At 31.1% G+C, this 18,789-nt stretch carries 17 protein-coding genes and 1 pseudogene; 16 read left to right on the top strand and 2 right to left on the bottom strand.

Going from position 1 to position 18,789, the window contains the following annotated elements; translation table 11 throughout:
- Positions 1-2: 2 nt before the first annotated feature.
- The 8 genes and pseudogenes from IPK06_15325 (at position 3) to IPK06_15290 (ending at position 7,137) form a co-directional block, all read left to right on the top strand.
- Positions 3-1,223: an ABC transporter permease gene (locus IPK06_15325; protein ID MBK7981345.1), complete on the top strand. Its 1,221-nt coding sequence runs from the start codon at positions 3-5 to the stop codon at positions 1,221-1,223.
- Positions 1,224-1,255: 32 nt separating this feature from the next.
- Positions 1,256-1,639 (top strand): four helix bundle protein, encoded by a 384-nt coding sequence (locus IPK06_15320; GenBank protein ID MBK7981344.1) that lies wholly within the window; start codon positions 1,256-1,258, stop codon positions 1,637-1,639.
- Positions 1,640-1,731: 92 nt separating this feature from the next.
- Entirely contained in the window at positions 1,732-2,976 is a 1,245-nt protein-coding gene (locus IPK06_15315; protein ID MBK7981343.1) for an ABC transporter permease, read from the top strand.
- A gap of 226 nt (positions 2,977-3,202) precedes the next feature.
- Positions 3,203-3,889 (top strand): ABC transporter ATP-binding protein, encoded by a 687-nt coding sequence (locus IPK06_15310; protein MBK7981342.1) that lies wholly within the window; start codon positions 3,203-3,205, stop codon positions 3,887-3,889.
- Positions 3,890-3,899: 10 nt separating this feature from the next.
- Positions 3,900-4,821, top strand: a pseudogene (locus IPK06_15305) (ATP-binding cassette domain-containing protein).
- The gene (locus tag IPK06_15300) at positions 4,818-5,603 is read left to right on the top strand and encodes an ABC transporter permease (GenBank protein ID MBK7981341.1); all 786 of its coding nucleotides are present in this window, start codon (positions 4,818-4,820) and stop codon (positions 5,601-5,603) included. The pseudogene IPK06_15305 and the gene IPK06_15300 overlap by 4 nt, the downstream one beginning before the upstream one ends.
- 31 nt (positions 5,604-5,634) lie before the next feature.
- Entirely contained in the window at positions 5,635-6,765 is a 1,131-nt protein-coding gene (locus IPK06_15295; protein ID MBK7981340.1) for a hypothetical protein, read from the top strand.
- Between the two features lie 141 nt (positions 6,766-6,906).
- Positions 6,907-7,137: a hypothetical protein gene (locus IPK06_15290; GenBank protein MBK7981339.1), complete on the top strand. Its 231-nt coding sequence runs from the start codon at positions 6,907-6,909 to the stop codon at positions 7,135-7,137.
- Positions 7,138-7,166: 29 nt separating this feature from the next.
- Here the strand turns inward: IPK06_15290 and IPK06_15285 are convergent, their stop codons facing one another.
- On the bottom strand, positions 7,167-8,066 hold the full coding sequence (locus IPK06_15285; protein ID MBK7981338.1) for an EamA family transporter: 900 nt from the start codon (positions 8,064-8,066) through the stop codon (positions 7,167-7,169).
- 112 nt (positions 8,067-8,178) lie between these two features.
- Between IPK06_15285 and IPK06_15280 the strand changes: the two genes are divergently transcribed.
- Together IPK06_15280 and IPK06_15275 are read left to right on the top strand one after the other, a co-directional pair.
- The gene (locus IPK06_15280; protein ID MBK7981337.1) at positions 8,179-8,664 is read left to right on the top strand and encodes a GNAT family N-acetyltransferase; all 486 of its coding nucleotides are present in this window, start codon (positions 8,179-8,181) and stop codon (positions 8,662-8,664) included.
- 45 nt (positions 8,665-8,709) lie between these two features.
- On the top strand, positions 8,710-9,207 hold the full coding sequence (locus IPK06_15275) for a hypothetical protein (protein MBK7981336.1): 498 nt from the start codon (positions 8,710-8,712) through the stop codon (positions 9,205-9,207).
- 93 nt (positions 9,208-9,300) lie between these two features.
- Here IPK06_15275 and IPK06_15270 read toward each other — a convergent pair whose 3' ends face one another.
- On the bottom strand, positions 9,301-11,343 hold the full coding sequence (locus IPK06_15270) for a bifunctional 3-deoxy-7-phosphoheptulonate synthase/chorismate mutase (GenBank protein ID MBK7981335.1): 2,043 nt from the start codon (positions 11,341-11,343) through the stop codon (positions 9,301-9,303).
- A 250-nt stretch (positions 11,344-11,593) separates the two neighbouring features.
- Between IPK06_15270 and IPK06_15265 the strand changes: the two genes are divergently transcribed.
- From IPK06_15265 to IPK06_15240, 6 genes are read left to right on the top strand one after another with little or no spacing between them, the layout of a single operon-like run.
- Positions 11,594-12,493, top strand: coding sequence for a 4Fe-4S dicluster domain-containing protein (locus tag IPK06_15265; protein ID MBK7981334.1), 900 nt, complete (start codon positions 11,594-11,596; stop codon positions 12,491-12,493).
- The gene (gene hybB / locus IPK06_15260) at positions 12,493-13,737 is read left to right on the top strand and encodes a Ni/Fe-hydrogenase cytochrome b subunit (GenBank protein MBK7981333.1); all 1,245 of its coding nucleotides are present in this window, start codon (positions 12,493-12,495) and stop codon (positions 13,735-13,737) included. The genes IPK06_15265 and hybB overlap by 1 nt, the downstream gene beginning before the upstream one ends.
- Positions 13,734-14,849, top strand: a complete 1,116-nt coding sequence (locus IPK06_15255) for a hypothetical protein (GenBank protein MBK7981332.1) — start codon at positions 13,734-13,736, stop codon at positions 14,847-14,849. The genes hybB and IPK06_15255 overlap by 4 nt, the downstream gene beginning before the upstream one ends.
- A 26-nt stretch (positions 14,850-14,875) precedes the next feature.
- Positions 14,876-16,717, top strand: a complete 1,842-nt coding sequence (locus tag IPK06_15250; GenBank protein MBK7981331.1) for a HAMP domain-containing protein — start codon at positions 14,876-14,878, stop codon at positions 16,715-16,717.
- Positions 16,717-17,520 carry a response regulator gene (locus IPK06_15245; GenBank protein MBK7981330.1) on the top strand — a complete coding sequence of 268 codons (804 nt, stop codon included), beginning with the start codon at positions 16,717-16,719 and terminating at the stop codon, positions 17,518-17,520. Before IPK06_15250 ends, IPK06_15245 begins: the two co-directional genes overlap by 1 nt.
- A 27-nt stretch (positions 17,521-17,547) precedes the next feature.
- Entirely contained in the window at positions 17,548-18,696 is a 1,149-nt protein-coding gene (locus IPK06_15240) for a response regulator (GenBank protein MBK7981329.1), read from the top strand.
- Positions 18,697-18,789 lie beyond the last annotated feature (93 nt).

Below are 18,789 nucleotides of genomic sequence, written 5' to 3'. Positions count from 1 at the left end.
AAATGAAAACTTATTTTAAAATGGCTTGGAGAAATATTTGGAGAAATAAAAAGAGAACTCTCCTTACAATTTTTTCAATTTTTATGGCTGTTTTTCTTTCTCTTTTTACACGCTCAATGCAGATTGGTGTTTATACAAATATGATTACAAATGCTGTAAAGTTTTCGTCCGGTCATATTCAAATTCATGAAAAAGGGTATTGGAATGATAAGTCAATAAGTACAACATTTGTAGAATCACAAAAAATAGATAGTGTAATTTCACAAAATAAAAATATTATTTTTTCAATTCCACGAATTGAATCTTATTCATTAGCGTCATCCGGCAAGCATACAAAAGGATCAATAATTATCGGTACCGATCCCAAAAAAGAAAATGAATTAAATAAATATTCTCAAAAAATTATTAAGGGAAAATATCTGGAAGAAAATGATAAAGCTGTTCTAGTTGCGTCTAAACTTGCTGAATATCTAAACGTTGGAATAAACGATACAATTATTTTACTTGGACAAGGTTACCATGGAATAACTGCAGCTGGTCAATTTCCAATTAAAGGAATTATTAATTATCCCATTCCTCAATTGAATAATCAGCTTGTTGTAATGCCGCTTGCAGAAGCAAAGTTTTATTACGCAACAGAAAATAGAATTACTTCTCTTTCGTTAATGTTAGATGATGCCGATAATATTAGTGAAACTGTAACTGAATTAAAAAAGAGTTTATCTGATCAGTATGAAATTATGCCTTGGCAGGAAATGAATACTGAACTAGTGCAGGCAATTCAAAGCGACAGTATCGGAGGAATTATTATGTTGGCAATTCTCTATATTGTTATTGGATTTGGAGTTTTCGGTACAATAATGATGATGACAATGGAACGTAAAAAAGAATTTGCGGTGATGGTTTCAATTGGAATGCAGAAAACAAATATTCTTTTAGTTGTGGTATTAGAAACTTTATTTATAGGAATTGTTGCAATTGTGATTGGAATAATCGCAAGTTATCCTTTAATAGCTTATCTACATAATCACCCAATTCCACTTTCCGGCGATATGGCTTCGGCATATGAAATGTTTGGAATTGAACCCATTATTCCCTTCTCAACTAAACCTGGCATTTTTATAAATCAAGTTTTATCAGTTATTGGAATTACTGCCATAGCTGTAGTTTATCCGCTTTCAATGATTCTAAAATTTAATATTATGAAAGTATTGAGGAGCTAAGTGATTTAATAATAAATTATAAATTAAACTAAATGACAAAAACACAACCATATAAACCATTTTATGATCTTGAAGATAGAACTTATAAGTTTGCCAAAGACTGCAGACTCTTTGTAAAAACATTACAAAAATCAAATGCAAATATTGAAGATACTAAACAATCGTTTAGATCGTCTTGTTTGGTTGGAGCAAATTACCGTGTAGCAAATAAAGCTTTAAGTAAATATGTTCTCTTAATGAAAATAAAAATATCAAGAAAAAAATTTAAAGAAAGTGAATACTGGTTTGGTCTTATTAATGAAACAAATGATTTTAAAGACGAGATTTCAGAAAATTTAATAAAGGAGCCAATTGAATTAAAGAAAATTTTTTCTTCAATAATGAAAAATCAAAATGAGTTCATTTTTGAAAATTAAAATTTCTTTTGGTGAATTTATTTGGTAATTGTTTATTGAATTTTGAGATTTATATAAATACCCGGTTCACAATTTTAATGGGTTATTAGTTAATGAAAACAATTATAGAAATTGCATGGAAAAATGTTTGGCGAAATAAAATTCGCAGCATTATTGTTATCAATTCAATTACAGTCGGATTAATTGGTGGAATTTTTTATTTAGCTTTTTCAAATGGAATGGTTCAGTCGCAAGTTGCTTCATCAATTAAAACTGAAATCTCTAATATTGAAATACATAATCGGAAATATTTAGTAAATGATGAGACAAAATACAGCATTAAAAATACTGAGCAGATTGTTATTCAATTAAAAAATGTTAAGGGAATTGCAAGTGTTTCAACGCGTTTAAAATCTATGGGAATGATTAGTTCGGCAACGACCGGAGCCGGTATAATTCTAAATGGGATAGATATAAATAATGAAATTAAAACTACCGATGTTTTTGAAAAAATTATAGATGGAAATTATTTCAAAAAAGAAATCAGAAATCCAATTGTTATCAGCAAAAAACTTGCGGATAAATTAAAAGTTAAAGTTGGATCAAAAATTGTAGTAACACTGCAAAATATGAATGATGAAATAACTTACGGCGCATTAAGAATTATTGGAATTTACAAAACAGATAATGCAAATTTTGATATTTACAACGCCTTTGTTGTTAAAAAAGATTTAGCAAGATTAATCAGCTATCAAGGTACTGAAGCAACTGAAATTGCAATATTGCTTAAACATAATGAATTAACAGATTCAGTTACCGCAAAGCTCAACAATATTTTTACTGAGCAGATTTCAAACAAGGAAGTTGTAATTCAATCTTGGAAACAAATTCAGCCAATATTAGAAATGATGAATAACATGACAATTCAATTCACTTTGATTTTTGTAATTATAATTTTAATTGCATTAAGCTTTGGAATTATAAATACAATGCTTATGGCAATTATGGAAAGAATAAGAGAAATTGGAATGTTGATGGCAATCGGTATGAGTAAAGTCAAAGTTTTTATAATGATTATGATGGAAACCGTTTTTCTATCATTTACCGGCGGATTGCTTGGAATAATAATAAGTTGGGTTTTGGTTAAGATTACATTTCAAACCGGAATTGATCTTTCAGTTTTTGGTGAAGGATTAAATTCATGGGGTTACAGTTCGTTTATTCGTCCAAATATTAACACTATTTATTATTTCATTGTCACTTTGTTGGTAATAATTACGGCAATGTTTGCTTCTATTTTGCCTGCAAGAAAAGCACTAAAATTAATTCCATCTGAAGCAATTAGACAAGATGTTTAAACTAAATAAATGGCAAAGGTTAAATAACAAAATACAAATAGCAAATAACAAAAGAAAATTACCAAGACAAATAGCAAATGATAAAAACAAAAATCAAAAAAAATGACAAAACATCTAAAAACAAACTATTTCTATTATTCAATTCTGGGAATTTGAATTTTCTTTATTCAATGAATTCGAGTTGTTTTGATTAAGTCTTTTTACTGTTTTAAATAGGAAATTGAAAATGAGCATTATTCAAACATCACTTCTTAATAAAATATACAACCAAACATCTGTTCCGGTTCATGCATTAAAAGATGTTTCACTTGAATTTGAACCTGGCGAATTTACCGCAATTATTGGCACTTCAGGTTGCGGGAAAACTACTTTGCTGAATTTAATCGGCGGTTTGGATTCACCGACCAGCGGTAATGTAATTATTGAAGGAACAAATATAACTGGACTTAAACCAAGAGAAATAATTGATTTCAGACTGAAAAATATTGGATTCGTTTTCCAAGCATATAATTTAGTTCCGGTTTTAACCGCCAAAGAAAATGTCGAATTTATTTTGCAGCTTCAGGGTGCTGATACAAATAAAATTGAAGAAAGAGTAAAAATGTTATTTGCTCAAATTGGTCTTGAAGATAGAATGAATGATCGTCCAAGCAAAATGTCCGGCGGTCAGCAGCAAAGAGTTGCCGTTGCTAGAGCATTGGCATCAAAACCTAAATTTGTTTTGGCAGATGAACCAACCGCAAATCTCGATTCAAAATCAACAAATAATTTACTTGATATTATGCTCAAGTTAAATGAAACAGAAGAAACAACTTTTATTTTTTCTACACATGATTCAAGAGTAATAAAAAGAGCAAGAAGGTTAATAACCTTAGATGATGGAAAAGTTATTAAAGACGAAATAATTAAATAAATTTAAAAAAATGAATTATATAATTGAGACTGAAAATCTAACAAAAAAATTCGGTGATTTTTCTGCAGTTGATTCTGTATCACTAAATGTACGAAAAGGTGAAATTTATGGATTCCTCGGCCTTAATGGTGCAGGAAAAACTACTACAATTAGAATGATTTTAGGATTAATTTCTCCTTCTAACGGAACTATAAAAGTTTTAAATGAAACTATAAAATCCGGAGGAAAAGGTCCTTGGTCAAAAGTTGGAACTATTGTTGAAGTCCCATTTTCATATCCTGAGTTATCTGTAATTGAAAATTTAGAAATTATTAGCAAACTAAGAAATCTTAAAAATAAATCTTCAGAAACTGTTATTAAAAAATTAAAACTGACTAAATATGAAAAAGTAAAATCAAAAAAATTTATCTTTAGGAAATCTTCAGCGTTTAGGTTTGGCAAAAGCACTAATTCACAATCCAGAATTGCTGATTCTTGACGAACCTTCAAATGGATTGGATCCAGAAGGAATTGTGGAAATAAGAGAATTGCTTTTGGATCTTTCAAAAAATAAATGTACGACAATTTTTATTTCAAGTCACATTCTTTCAGAAATTTCAAAAATTGCCGATCGAATTGGAATTATCCACAATGGAAAATTAATAAAGGAAATTTCATCTCAAGAATTTGATAATATTAATAAAAAAAGTCTTTTAATTAATACAAGAAATAATGAGTTAGCAATGCGCATTCTTAAAGAGAAAAATCTTTATCCGATTAAAACGGAATTGGGTGAAATAAAATTAACAGATTCATATTCCTTAAATAATTCTGATAAAATTGCTTCAGAGCTTGTACTAAAAGGAGCTCCTCTGCTTTCTCAAACTTTTTATGAAGAAGATTTGGAGAAATATTTTTTAAATATTATTCATAATCCGGATGGGTTAAATTGAAAAGTTTTCTTTATTGTTTATATGCAGAATATTTGAAAATTAGAAAATCGAAAGTCTTAATAGGATCAATTTTAGCTTTTTCATTAGGACCAATTATGGGCGCAGTTTTTATAGTTGTTTTGCGAAATCAAGAATTAAGCGATGCTAATTCAGCTATTAGATCAAAAGCTCTGTTAACAGGATTTTCAACTGATTGGGGTTCTTACCTAAATCTTATTGCACAGGTTATGGGAGTTGGCGGAATAATAATTATTGGTTTTATAGCAGCTTGGATTTTCGGCAGAGAATATTCAGACGGAACTTTAAAGGATTTATTTGTTCTTCCCATCTCACGCATAAAAATTATTTTAAGTAAGATGACTGCTATTTTTATTTGGGGATTTTTTTTAGCAATTGCGATTCTAATTTTAGCACTAATTTTAGGAACTTTGTTGCAGCTTCCGGGGTTTTCTGGACAAATATTTTTTAACTCAATTGTTAAAATTTCAATCGTAACATTTTTGGTTTTACCGCTTTCAACGCCAGTTACATTTATTGCAAGCATTGGCAAAGGATATCTTGCGCCGTTAACTTTTGTAATTTTAGCTATAGTTATTGCGCAAATAATTGGAGCACTGGGTTTTGCATCATATTTTCCCTGGGCAGTTCCGGGAATTTATAGCCAAATTATTGGCTCAAATAACATTCTAAATTTTTATAGTTACTTAATTTTATACATTACAAGTTTCATAGGTTTATCTGCAACAATTCTCTGGTGGAATTATGCGGATCAAACAAAATAAACTTTTGATTTAAGTAAAATGATTAAGTATAATGAAAAAAATATTTTTTATAATTTTATTAACCACAAGCCATTTATTTCCTCAATCCAAATTTGTTTTTGACGGATATTTGGAAAACTTCCAAACTGTTTGGGCTCCCAAACAAACTAGCGAGTGGATTTTTTCTAACTCAATAGGCAACAGACTGAATTTCCATTACTACCCAACTACTGAATTTATGTTTAGTTTAGGTTTAAGAAATATTTTTGATTTTGGACAATTTGTTTTTCTTGTTCCTGGTTATGATAAAATTGCGACTAATGATAACGGCTATCTAAATCTTTCAAAAAAAATTGCTTCAAACAAATCTGCAATACTTTACAGTAACATTGATAGATTAAATTTCTTTTACTCTGCAAATAATTGGGAAATACAAATTGGCAGACAAAGAATTAATCTGGGAATAAATTACGTATGGACTCCGAATGATATTTTTAATTCATCTTCATTTCTAAATTTTGATTACATAGAAAAACCAGGCAGCGATGCAATTAGAATTCAATATTATTTAGATTTTGCATCTTCAATTCAGATTATTGCCAAGGAAGATAAATACAAAAATTTAACTATGGCTGGAGTTTATAAATTCAATATAATTGATTATGATTTTCAAAGTTTAGCAAGCTTTACTAAAGATGATTTTATTTTTGGCGGCGGATGGGCAGGAAATATTTCAGGTGCCGGTTTTACCGGAGAAGCAACATATTTTAAAAGTAGAAAGAACTTGGAGAATGTTTTTGTCTCGTCAATCGGCGCAAATTGCACTTTTTCCAATAGTTTATTTTTAAGCGGAGAATTTCTTTTTAACAGTAATGGAATTACCGATAAAGCAAAATCCTTAAATAATATTTTTAATATAGATTATTCAGCAAAAAATTTGTCGCCATCTAAATTTTCTATTTTTATTAGTACCCAATATCCTATTACTTCGTTAATTAATTTATCTATCGCTTCGATAATAAATCCAACTGATGGATCTTACTTTTTTAATCCATCAATTGAATTTTCATTAAATGATGACATTTATTTTCTGATATCGGGTCAAATTTTCTTTGGTGATAATTTAACTGAATGGGGCGATTTTGGTCAGTTTTATTATATGCGACTAAAATTTAATTTTTAACTAAAGTAAAATTGCGTTTATAAAATACTTAAATTAACATAAAATAAATTTTATCCTTGATTTTATAGTATTTTATCTATAATTATGTAAAGTAAAGTTTGAATTTATTTTGATAAATAATTAAAACTAAGTAAAATAAAAATGCATCAACAAGAACTAAATATTTCATCTGTCCAAAAAAATTTGCCTAAAATAATGGATTTGGTTATTCACGGGGATGAAATTATTATTACAAAATCTGATATTCCTATTGCAAAAATTTCCCCTATTGAAGAACAAAAGATCAGTTATGCCAGCAGTTTTATAAGGACAAAAACGGTTGAGACGAAAAGAAGTCTGCACCATGATTCTCCTGAAAATTGGTTCGGTTAATAGAAATTTTAATTATTGAATTTATAATATTAGATTTTCTTAACTTCTTTTAAGTTTCCAAATTGGACTAAAGCCACACCGGAAAATATTATCATTGTTCCGAGAATAATAGTTATGTCAATTTTTTCATCAAGATAAAACCAACCGAGAAACAAAGCTATAATTGGATTTATATAGGAATATGTAGAAACAAATGTAACAGGAAGAATTGAAATCGCATAAATATAAGCAGCATAACCTAAAAATGATCCGAAAATTACCAAATAAATAATCGCCCAAAATCCATTTGAATCCATAGAAAAATTATTAAACTCTCCTAAAAACAAAGCAATTACAAGCTGAAGAATTCCGGCGGAAATCATTTGAATTGCGGCTCTCATAAAAGGAGAAGAATTAAACTTCTTATATTTTGCGTAAATGCTGCCTGTTGCCCAAACGATTATTGTTAACAAGATGAAAAATATACCCCAAAAATATCCGGGCTTTACTAAGTTTTCGAAATCACCGATAAAAATTATTGAAACTCCTATAAATCCAATTATCAATCCAGCAAAAATATTTTTATTGAATTTTGGACCATTGGGTAAAATTGATTCAATTCCAACAACCCAAAACGGCATTGTTGTAATTAATAAACTTGCGAGTCCGCTTGGAATCCACTGTTCTGCAATAACCAAAAATCCATTTGAAAAACCTATCAGCATTATTCCGATAAGTATTAAGTGTTTTATTTCACTTTTGGGAGGCAATTTTATTTTAAGTAAGAGTAAAATTAAAAGTAAAATTGGTCCGGCAATAATCCATCTTAATCCGGCGAAAATCATCGGAGGAACGGATTCAATTCCAATTTTAATTGCAATGTATGTTGTTCCCCAAACTATACATATTGAAACCCAAGCTAGGTATGCTTTTAATTCAGATTTATCCAATGTTAAGCTCTTAAATTTGAGGACAAAATATAGCGAAGAAATTTTCTAAATATCAGTTTAGTTGGCTTATGTTAAATAACTTTTCTAACTTGAAATAAAAAAAATTGAAAATATGGAAAACTTCAAAATTAAATTTGCCAAAATAAATGATGTTCCGGTCATTTTGGATTTTATTAAGAAATTGGCGGAATATGAAAAATTATCGTATCAAGTAGAAGCCACGGAAGAAGATTTAAAAAAAACATTGTTCGATGAAAAAAGCAATGCCGAAGTTATTTTGGGATATTATTATGATAAACCCGTTGCCTTTGCGCTTTTCTTTCATAATTACTCAACATTTTTGGCAAAGAAAGGGATTTACCTTGAAGATCTTTATGTTCTTGAGGAATTTAGAAGAAACGGTTTTGGGAAAAAAATGTTAAAATTCTTGGCTGAACTTGCAATAGAAAGAAATTGCGGAAGATTCGAATGGTCGGTTTTAGATTGGAATACTCCTGCAATAGAATTTTATAAAAAGATTGGAGCTGAATTAAAAACAGAATGGATTTTAACAAGAATGACCGGTAATTCACTTTTAAATTTTGCAAAGAGTAATTAGTATAAGTCAATTAACATTATGAATTATAAAAATATCTTTCTGCTAATGTTTTTGCTTTTTGCCGAAATAAATGCTCAATACAATAATATTGGAGCCGGTATTGGTATTGGTTCATTTATGGGAAATTTCCCATCTCAAACTGTGTTTGGCGGAAAATTATATTACGAATTTCAATCGCCGTTTACATATTTTGACAAACTTCAGTTTCATCTTTCAGCTGCTCAAAAATTAGAAAGGTTTCTTCCTGGAAATACAAGAATAGAATATTTTTCATATTTTTATTCCGCTGGAACATCAATTATCTTGGTTCAAAATCCAAATGAAAATTTTTATGTGAATGAAGGTCTTGGTTTAATTTACTTGAATGACAGATCCTTCAGTGATATAAATACTTGGAATTTAGGATTACTTCTCAGTTTAAATTTTGCCTATCAAATAGATTTGCATTCAAAAATAGGATTTAATTTTGATTACGGTTTAACATTTACAAATACAAATTCAAGCTACAGCTTATTTTTGATAAACTATACTTACATTTTATAGTAATTGATTACTTTATAAATTATCAGATTGGGTAAAATAGAAAAACATAAAGATACAATCTTTACAAAGACCGTATCTTTAATTTTCATTTAATTATTTCAAGTCGTGCAGTTCTTTCATTAAATTACCGTATTGCTCAAATGTAAGTGATTGTTCACCATCACTTAAAGCTTTATCGGGATCAGGATGAAATTCAATCATAATTCCGTGAGCACCAACTACCTTAGCGGCTTTTGCCAAAGGAGCAACTTTATCTCTTACGCCAATTGCATGCGATGGATCAACAATGATAGGCAAATGGGTCATTTCTTTTAAGAATGGAATTGCGCCTAAGTCCAATGTATTTCTTGACGCTGTTTCAAAGGTTCTAATTCCCCTTTCGCAAAGAATTACCTGTCTGTTTCCATGAGCTAAAATATATTCAGCTGCGTTTAATAATTCATCTAATGATGACATCATTCCTCTTTTCAACATTACAGGTCTGTGAATTCTGCCTACTTCTTTAAGTAAAGCAAAATTCTGCATATTTCTTGCGCCTATTTGAACTATGTCTGACTGAAGGGCGACTTCGGCAACTTGTTCAGAAGAAAGGACTTCGGTAATAATCGGCATATCAAATTTTTTACCTGCACCATTTAATTCGCTTAAGCCTTCAAAACCAATTCCTTGAAAACTATAGGGTGAAGTTCTTGGTTTAAAACATCCGCCTCTTAAAATTTGAGTTCCGTGTTCTCTGGCAAATTTTGCGCATTCAAAAATCTGTTCATGAGATTCAACTGAACATGGTCCGCCAATTACAACAAAATTATTTCCTCCGATTTCAACATCGTTAACTTTAATTATTGTATCATCAGATTTATAATCCCTGCTTGCCAATTTATAACTTTTTGGTTTTGAAGTTTTTTTAGGATTTTCGGTAACAATTTGAGGTTCGGCTTTTTTCAGTTCTTCATTTTTTCCTGAAGTTGCCGCAAGAAAATCTAGAGATGCTTTACCAATTTCTTTTGTTGGATAGCAGCCCAAAATTTTTAAAAACCTTGTATGAATTCCTAAATCATCAAAAAGCAGTTTTATTTTTTCATCATGAATATTTCCTTCAAAATCCAAATAAAACATTTCTTCCCATGGATTTCCAATTATTGGTCTTGATTCAAGTTTTTCTATATTGACTTCAAATTTTCCAAAAACGGCAAGTGCTTTTAAAAGTGAACCGGCTGTATGAGCAGTTGCCATTACCAAAGATGTTTTAGCGGGAATTCTTAAATCAACTTTTTGAGGTCTTCTCGAGCAAACTAAGAATCTGGTAAAATTTTCCGGCTGATTTGCGATTTCTCTCTGTAAAATTTTCAGCTTGAAAAATTTTGCCGCTTCTTCACTGGCAATTGCCCCGTACTCAACTTTTCCTTCATCTTTTATCTTTTTGGCGGAAAGAGCTGTATCAGCAAAATATTCAAGTCTCACGTTGGGAATAGTAGCAAGAAATTTATTGCATTGGGCCGCTGCTTGGTAATGAGCAAAAATTAGTTCGAGTTTGCCTAATGTAGAATTTTCGGACCCAACCAAACAATGCTTTACTTGAAATTTTTCCTCGCCGATAATTGAAAGTTTTGTATGAAGTAGCAAATCATATACTTCATTTATTCCGCCGGAAGTCGTATTTTCTATTGGAAGCATTGCAAAATCCGCTCTGCCCTCTTCCACTTCCAAAGCAACTTCATCAAATCTTTCTTTACTTATGAAAATAATTTCTTTGTTGAACTGAGCAAAAAACTTTTTTGCAGCCATTGAACTGTAAGATCCATCAATTCCTTGTATTGCAATTCTAATTACATCCGAATCATTTTCAAATATCGATTTTTGGAAATGGTTTTGCTGCAGGCGAACCGAATCGTCTATTATATCATAGAATATTTTTGACACATAATGTGAATCCAATCCCATTTTTTTACCGGAATTTATTATTCTAGATAAAAGTTCGGTTTCTCTATCCAAATCTCTAATGGGTTGTTCAGTCTCAATTTTTGATTCAACAACTTCATTACTTAATTTTCTTCTTTCAGAAAGTAATTTCAGCAGATCATTATCGAGGTTATTTATTTTTTCTCTTAGATTATCCAATTTTTTAATGTCTTCCATTTTTCTCACAAAATTAAAATTTTAGTTAGTGAAAGTACAAAAATTATTCAATCTAATAAAGTTTGTAGATGTGATTTACAAAACAATAATAAAAGCTCTTTTTGTCTTATTATATTATTTTTATATATTTACATTAAAAACATTCAAAGAAAATTGATGGCATGAAAAAAAACGAATATTACGAATTATCAAAATACATGAATAAATAAGATATGGAAATCAATTTTAGAAATAAATTAAGGTATAACTTATGCCGCATAACAGAAGAGATTTTTTAAAGACAATTGCTGCAATAGGAGCCGGTGGAACTGCGCTTTCATCTATTACTCCAAAGACGAGCAAAGCAGCTCCGGAAAATATTCTCAGCAATGAAAGAAATGGAGTGTTAGTAGATTCAACTGTTTGTATTGGCTGCAGAAAATGTGAATGGGCTTGCAAAGGAGCTCATAATATTGAGCAAGGTAGTTTTGAGGATTATCAAAATGACGATACTTTTGAAAATGAAAGAAGACCATCGGCAAAAAGTCTTACAGTTGTAAATAAATATTTTAAGGATGAAGATCCTGCCACGGTTAAATTACAATGCATGCACTGCGATCATCCGGCTTGTGTTTCAGCTTGCATAGTCGGCGCTTTCTCCAAAAAAGAAAATGGCTCGGTGGTTTGGGACACGGATAAATGTATTGGCTGCCGTTACTGCATGGTTGCATGTCCTTTCCAAATTCCTTCATTCGAATATGAAAAAGCTTTAAATCCCAAAATTGCTAAATGCGATTTTTGTTACGAAAGAACAAAAGAAGGCAAACTTCCCGCTTGTGTAGAAATGTGTCCTGTTGAAGCTCTAACATTTGGCAAGAGAGAAGATTTGATATTAGAAGCAAGACGCAGAATAAAAAATTATCCTGATAGATATTTCAATCATATTTTCGGTGAATATGAAGTTGGCGGAACAGCTTGGTTATATTTGGCACACAAAGATTTAGCAGGCACGGTTTTACCTAAATTGGGAAACAATCCTGCACCCGGCGTTTCAGAGTCAATACAGCATGGCTTATTTGCCTACTTCGTTCCTCCAATTGCGGTTTACGCTTTACTTGGCGGAATTATGTGGCTGTCAAAAGATAGAGAAACAAAGAAGGAGAATAAATAATGAGCCATTCACATATTCCAACTCCTATGAATAAAAAATATTTTACTCCCGGAGTAATAGTTTTATGTCTAATTGCACTCAACGGAATAATATTCCTACTTGGCAGATTTTTCTTCGGCATTGGTTCTGTTACGAATTTAAATGATCAATATCCTTGGGGCATTTGGATTGGATTAGACGTTGCGGCTGGTGTCGCTTTGGCCGCAGGCGGGTTTACAACCGCAGCACTTGGTCATATAATGCACAGAGATAAATATGAAACAATTATTCGTCCTGCCTTATTAACAGCAATGCTTGGATATACTTTTGTAGCGATGGGTGTTTTTGTTGATATTGGAAGATGGTATTTCATTTGGCATCCGCTAGTAATGTGGAACGGCAATTCCGCATTATTTGAAGTCGGTATTTGCGTTATGCTTTATGTAAGCGTATTATATATTGAATTTCTTCCAATTGTTACTGAAAGATTTATTGGAAGAGTAAACCTTCCGGGTTTCTTAAGCAGATTCAATAAAATAATTGACAAGTTTTTAAGAATTCTTGACAGTACTCTGGAAAAATTCATGTTCATATTTATTATTGCCGGCGTTGTACTTTCTTGTCTTCACCAATCATCATTAGGAACTTTAATGATAATTGCGGGACCCAAAATGCATCCGCTTTGGCAGACACCAATTCTTCCATTATTATTTTTATTGAGCGCGTTTTCGGTTGGATTTCCTATGGTAATAGCAGAATCTTTGAGCGCGTCAAGATCTTTTGGATTAAAACCTGAGACCGAAGTTCTTTCAAGTTTATCAAAATTTATTGCTCCATTATTAGGCGTTTATTTGATAGGTAAAATTGGTGATATGGTAATTAGAGAAACATTTGTTTATTTAACAGAAGTAAATACTATCAGCATATTATTTGCAATAGAAATTATTGTTGGAGTTGTTGTTCCTCTTAGAATGTTTTTATCACCCGAAGTGAGGAAATCTCCAACAGGATTATTTATCGGTTCCATACTTGTAATATTCGGAATTTTGATGAACAGATTCAATAATTTCGTCACCGCTTATCATCCTCCCTATTCTATTGAGGCATATTTTCCATCCATTGGTGAAATCTCTGTAACACTTGGTTTCGTTGCAATCGAAATTTTAATTTACAGATTATTTGTAATAATATTCCCGGTTATAAGTATTCCTTCATCAAAAACCGGACTGAAAACAAAGTATGCTATTCGTGGGGTTGTAAAATGAGAACAAAAAAATTATTCGTTGTTGTATTTGCGTTCTTTTGTTCATCAATTTATGGACAAATAAATAATCTTAAAACGCATGCTCAGATGGATGTTGACTGCAAAAAATGTCACATTTGCGATACACCAACAAAAGCAAATCCGTGTTTAATTGCATGCCCAAGAAATAAATCAGAAGTTATTAGGCATTCACCTGAAGAAGGACCGAATGAAATAATTTTAACAAAATCCGAAGTTGAAAATGATCTTTATCAGCCGGTAAAATTTTCACATAAATTACATTCTGAAATGTCTTTAATGTCCGGCGGATGTATTTCTTGTCATCATTTTAATCCACCGGGAAAAATTGTAAAATGCGCAACTTGTCATGAAAACAAACGCGTAAGAGAAGATTTAAGCACGCCGGATTTAAAGGGCGCATACCACAGACTCTGCATCGGCTGTCATCAAACTTGGGAAAAGAAAACTGACTGCAACAGCTGCCATGCTTTAAACTCTGATAAATCATCAAAATCGAAAATGATAAAGACTCCAGAAAAAGTTCATCCTAAAATTACAATACCGGTTAAAATAGTTTACCAAACAAAATCAAAGGAAGGGAAATTCGTTACATATTTTCATAATGATCATTCTTCCCTATTTGGTTTGGACTGCAGCGCATGTCATACACAAGTAAGCTGTGTAAACTGTCATAACAAAAAGGAAAAACCCGTTTCAAATAAAAAAGTTGACAAGCACACAAGATGTTCAAGCTGCCACAATACAGAAAAGAACTGCAAGCAATGCCACAAGAATGAAGAAGCAAAACCATTTGATCATAAATTAAAGACCGGATTTGCTTTAGAAAACTTCCATAATATAAATGATTGCAGTCAATGCCATAAAGAAAAAAATAAATTTACAGGATTAAAACAGGATTGTGTTTATTGCCATAAAGACAGTAACGGAATTTTCGATCACACTATTACCGGAATAAAATTTGACGAAACGCATATAGAATTCGAATGTGAAAATTGTCATGCCAAAAATAACTATAATGTAAAACCAACCTGCGTTGAATGTCACGATGATAAAAGTTATCCAAATGACATTCCAGGAGAAAAAGTTAAATGAAAGTATTTCTATTTAATAAAATCGGAATGCGATTAATTCTTGCGGTATCAATAACTGTAATTCTTATACTGGCAACGTTTGCCTACTTTAGCATAAAATCACAATCGGATAGTTTAACATCCGAAGTTGAACGGCATGCAAATCAGCTTAGTGAAACAATACGTTACAGCACAAAATTTGATATGCTTTCAAACAGAAGAGATCACATCCATAATATTATTAATAGAATTGGTGAAGAAAAAAGCATTAGAAATATTAGAATACTTAATAAAGAAGGCGAAATAATTTATTCAACACAGGAAAAAGAAATTGGAGACCTAGTAGATAAAAACGCCGAGAGCTGTTATGTTTGCCATGCTAAAGATCAGCCGATGCAAAGATTATCTATTAAAGAACGTACAAGAATATTCAAAATTAATCCTGACTCTTCAAGAATTTTAGGAATTATTAATCCAATTTATAATGAGAAAAGCTGTTGGGAAGCCGATTGCCACGCGCATCCTGAAGATAAAACTGTTTTAGGCGTTTTGGATATTTCTGTTTCACTTTATGATGTTGATCATTTAACAGAGCAAAGTACATACAACGTTATTTTATTTGCTTTAATAGCAACTTTAATTTTAGCAACCGTTGTAAGATTTTTGGTAAAAAATTTAATTCAAAAACCAGTAAGAAGTTTAGTAGACGCGACTAATTATGTTGCCGTAGGAAATTTTAATTACAGAATTGCTTCAAAAAGAAAAGATGAATTAGGAAGACTCGCAAATTCATTTGATAATATGACCAAAAAGATTTCCGAAATGAGAACTCAGCTTTTTCAATCGGATAAAATGGCATCCATTGGAAAACTTGCGGCCGGAGTTGCCCATGAAATTAATAACCCACTGACCGGTGTTCTAACATACAGCAGTTTTCTTCTTAATAGAGTAAAAGATAATCCTGAAATGAAAGCTGATCTTGAAGTGATTGTCCGCGAAACAAAAAGAAGCAGAGAAATTGTAAAAGGATTGCTTGACTTTTCTCGACAGTCAACTCCTAAAAGAGGTAAGGTTGAAATAAACACAGTGATAGATAATGCATTATCTATTGTTGTTAATCAATTGAAAATCAATCATATTGATTTAAAGAAAGATTTCAACCCTAACATTCCTGAAATTTCGGGAGACGCAAATCAAATTCAGCAGGTAATTTTAAATTTAGTCGTTAACTCAATAGATGCAATCGGAAGTAAAGGCGGAACGATTTCAATTAAAACAGATTTGACAAAACTCTCTCCTTACGGTATAACACAAATTCGGAAAGCAATTTGTCCTAAAGGACACAATCTAATTGATGAAGATCATAAAATTAATGGAAGAGCATCTATAAAGTTGAAAGCAAAATCAGGAAATAATGAAGGCTTTGTTCATCTTGACCCTATTTACGGAAATCATAACCATCATTACGGTATTCATTTAAGCAAAAATGAAAATGTCCAATTGTCTTGCCCTGAATGCAATATTTCTCTTTTAGATGAAAATGAGTTAAGTCCGAATTGCAACGCACCTGTATATAAAATTACAATTCCCGAACAAGGCACCTTGAAAGGATGCTCAAGATTTGGATGCAGTTGGCAGAAATGGGATTTTATGGATGAAAGCGGGGATCATAATTATGTTGAAATTTTGATATCAGATACCGGCTGCGGAATTGACAAGAATGATATGGATAAAATTTTTGATCCTTTCTTTTCTACAAAAGGACAAAAAGGTACCGGTCTTGGTTTATCAGTAATTTGGGGAATTGTAGATAATCATAGAGGTAAAATTACTGTTGACAGCGAAGTTGGAAAAGGAACCATGTTTAGAATTCATTTACCGGAAGCATAATGGAATATAACAAAGACATATTAATCATAGATGACGAAAGCGTTATATTAGACGCAATTCAAAAAATAGTAAGTTTGGAAAACCTTACTTCAGATGCTTGTCTTGATGTTGATGAAGCATTAGAAAAACTAGAAACCAAATCTTACCGTTTGATTATCAGCGATATAATGATGCCGGGTAAAGATGGATTTCAACTTCTACAAATTTTAAATCAAAAACGAATACCAACACCAGTAATTATTACAACCGGTTATTCAACTTTGGAAAACGCCGTAAAAGTTTTATACGACGGCGCGATTGGTTTTATTCCCAAACCGTTTACTCTAGAAGAACTTATCAGCTTAGTTACACGAGGTTTGGTTTATCAAAAATTATTTAAAGATAAATTCAATTTATCTAAAATATCTAATGATGAATTGCTAGCTTTTGTTCCTTGCCCAACTAAATATTATAGATTAGGTCACGATAGCTGGCTAAGTTATTCCGCAGAAGGCACCATTTTAATTGGCGTTACCGATCTTTTTCTTAAGTCAATAAATTCGGTTAAAACTATTGAACTTATGAGGCGTGACGAAACATTATATCAAGGTGGCGTATGCGCAAAAATTACAGACAGCAAAGAACTTATACATCAGCTTCTATCACCGATAAGCGGAAAAATAATTGAAATAAATAATCAAATATTTGAAACAAAAAATCTGCTGGAAAAAGACCCTTACTTTGAAGGATGGATATATAGAATTATACCAAATAATATAGACAGCGAACTTACAAATTTAATACCATGTAGTTCGGACTATTAAGAATTAAATATTAATCAGGAGATAAATATGGCACTTTTTATTTTAGCTGTAATCATTTTCGTAGTTGCAGATATTTTAATACGTTTTATAATTAAACGCGTACAGGAAAAGAAAATAAGAACTGAAAGAGAAAAAGTTCTTCAAGTTAGTTTAAATTTGGATTTTTCCAAAGAAGCCAAAACATTGAAAAGAGCAGAAGTTGAAAATCCAAAAGCAAAGATTCTTTGCGTTGATGATGAAGAAATTATTCTTTCAAGTTTCAGAAAAATTCTTGTCCTTGACGGTTATGCAGTTGACACAGTTGAAACTGGTCAAGAAGCGCTGCATTTGATACAAATGAATCATTATGATTTTTTATTCACAGATCTAAAAATGCCATCAATGGATGGAGTTGACGTTGCTAAAAGTGTAAAACACCTAAGACCTGATATAGACGTTATAATAATTACCGGATATGCCACGGTAGAAAGCGCTGTTGAAGTAATGAAATTCGGTGCCATGGACTATGTTCAAAAACCTTTTACAGAAGATGAACTTTTGGAATTTGTCAGAAAATCTTTAATTAAAAGACAGGATAGAATAAAGAAAACACTTAAACCACAAGTTCACATTTCACATTTAACGGGAAGTGAATATTTTAATTCCGGTGAGTTTGCAATTCCCGGCGGAGTATTCATTTCTAAAAATCATTGTTGGCTTGCAATTGATCAAGATGGTAAAGCAAAAATAGGAATTGATGATTTCGCAAAAAAAATTATAGGGAAAATTGATGATATAGATTTTCCTAATCTTGGAATGAAAATTAAGCAAAATCAACCTTTATTTAGTATAAAACAAGGCAGCAGAAAAGTAATCTTTAATTCTCCAATTACAGGTAATGTTACTCAAGTAAATAACAATTTAAAAGAGAATCAAGAATCGCTCGATATTTCACCTTATGAAAATAATTGGATTTGCGCAATTGACGCGGATAGTTTGGATAATGAAATTAGAAATTTAAGTATTGGAAAATCCGCTGTTGCATTTTATCAAGCCGATATTGAAAAATATATGGAAGAAATTTCAAAACTGAAAAAATCGGACGATAATAACAAAGAGTCTATTTTTAAAGGCGAAATTGAAGAATTAAACGACCTTGATTATGAAAAAATAGTTGCGAAATTCTTTTCCCATTAAAATAGTATTAGTTGACAAATTAAAATTTTCTTAATAGCTTTTAAAGGATAACAGAATCTTTTAATATTACTTTATATCCAATTTAAGCCGGAA

Source organism: Ignavibacteriota bacterium (genome assembly GCA_016713565.1).
GTDB lineage: Bacteria > Bacteroidota > Ignavibacteria > Ignavibacteriales > Melioribacteraceae.
This window is presented reverse-complemented; position numbering and strand designations above follow the sequence as displayed.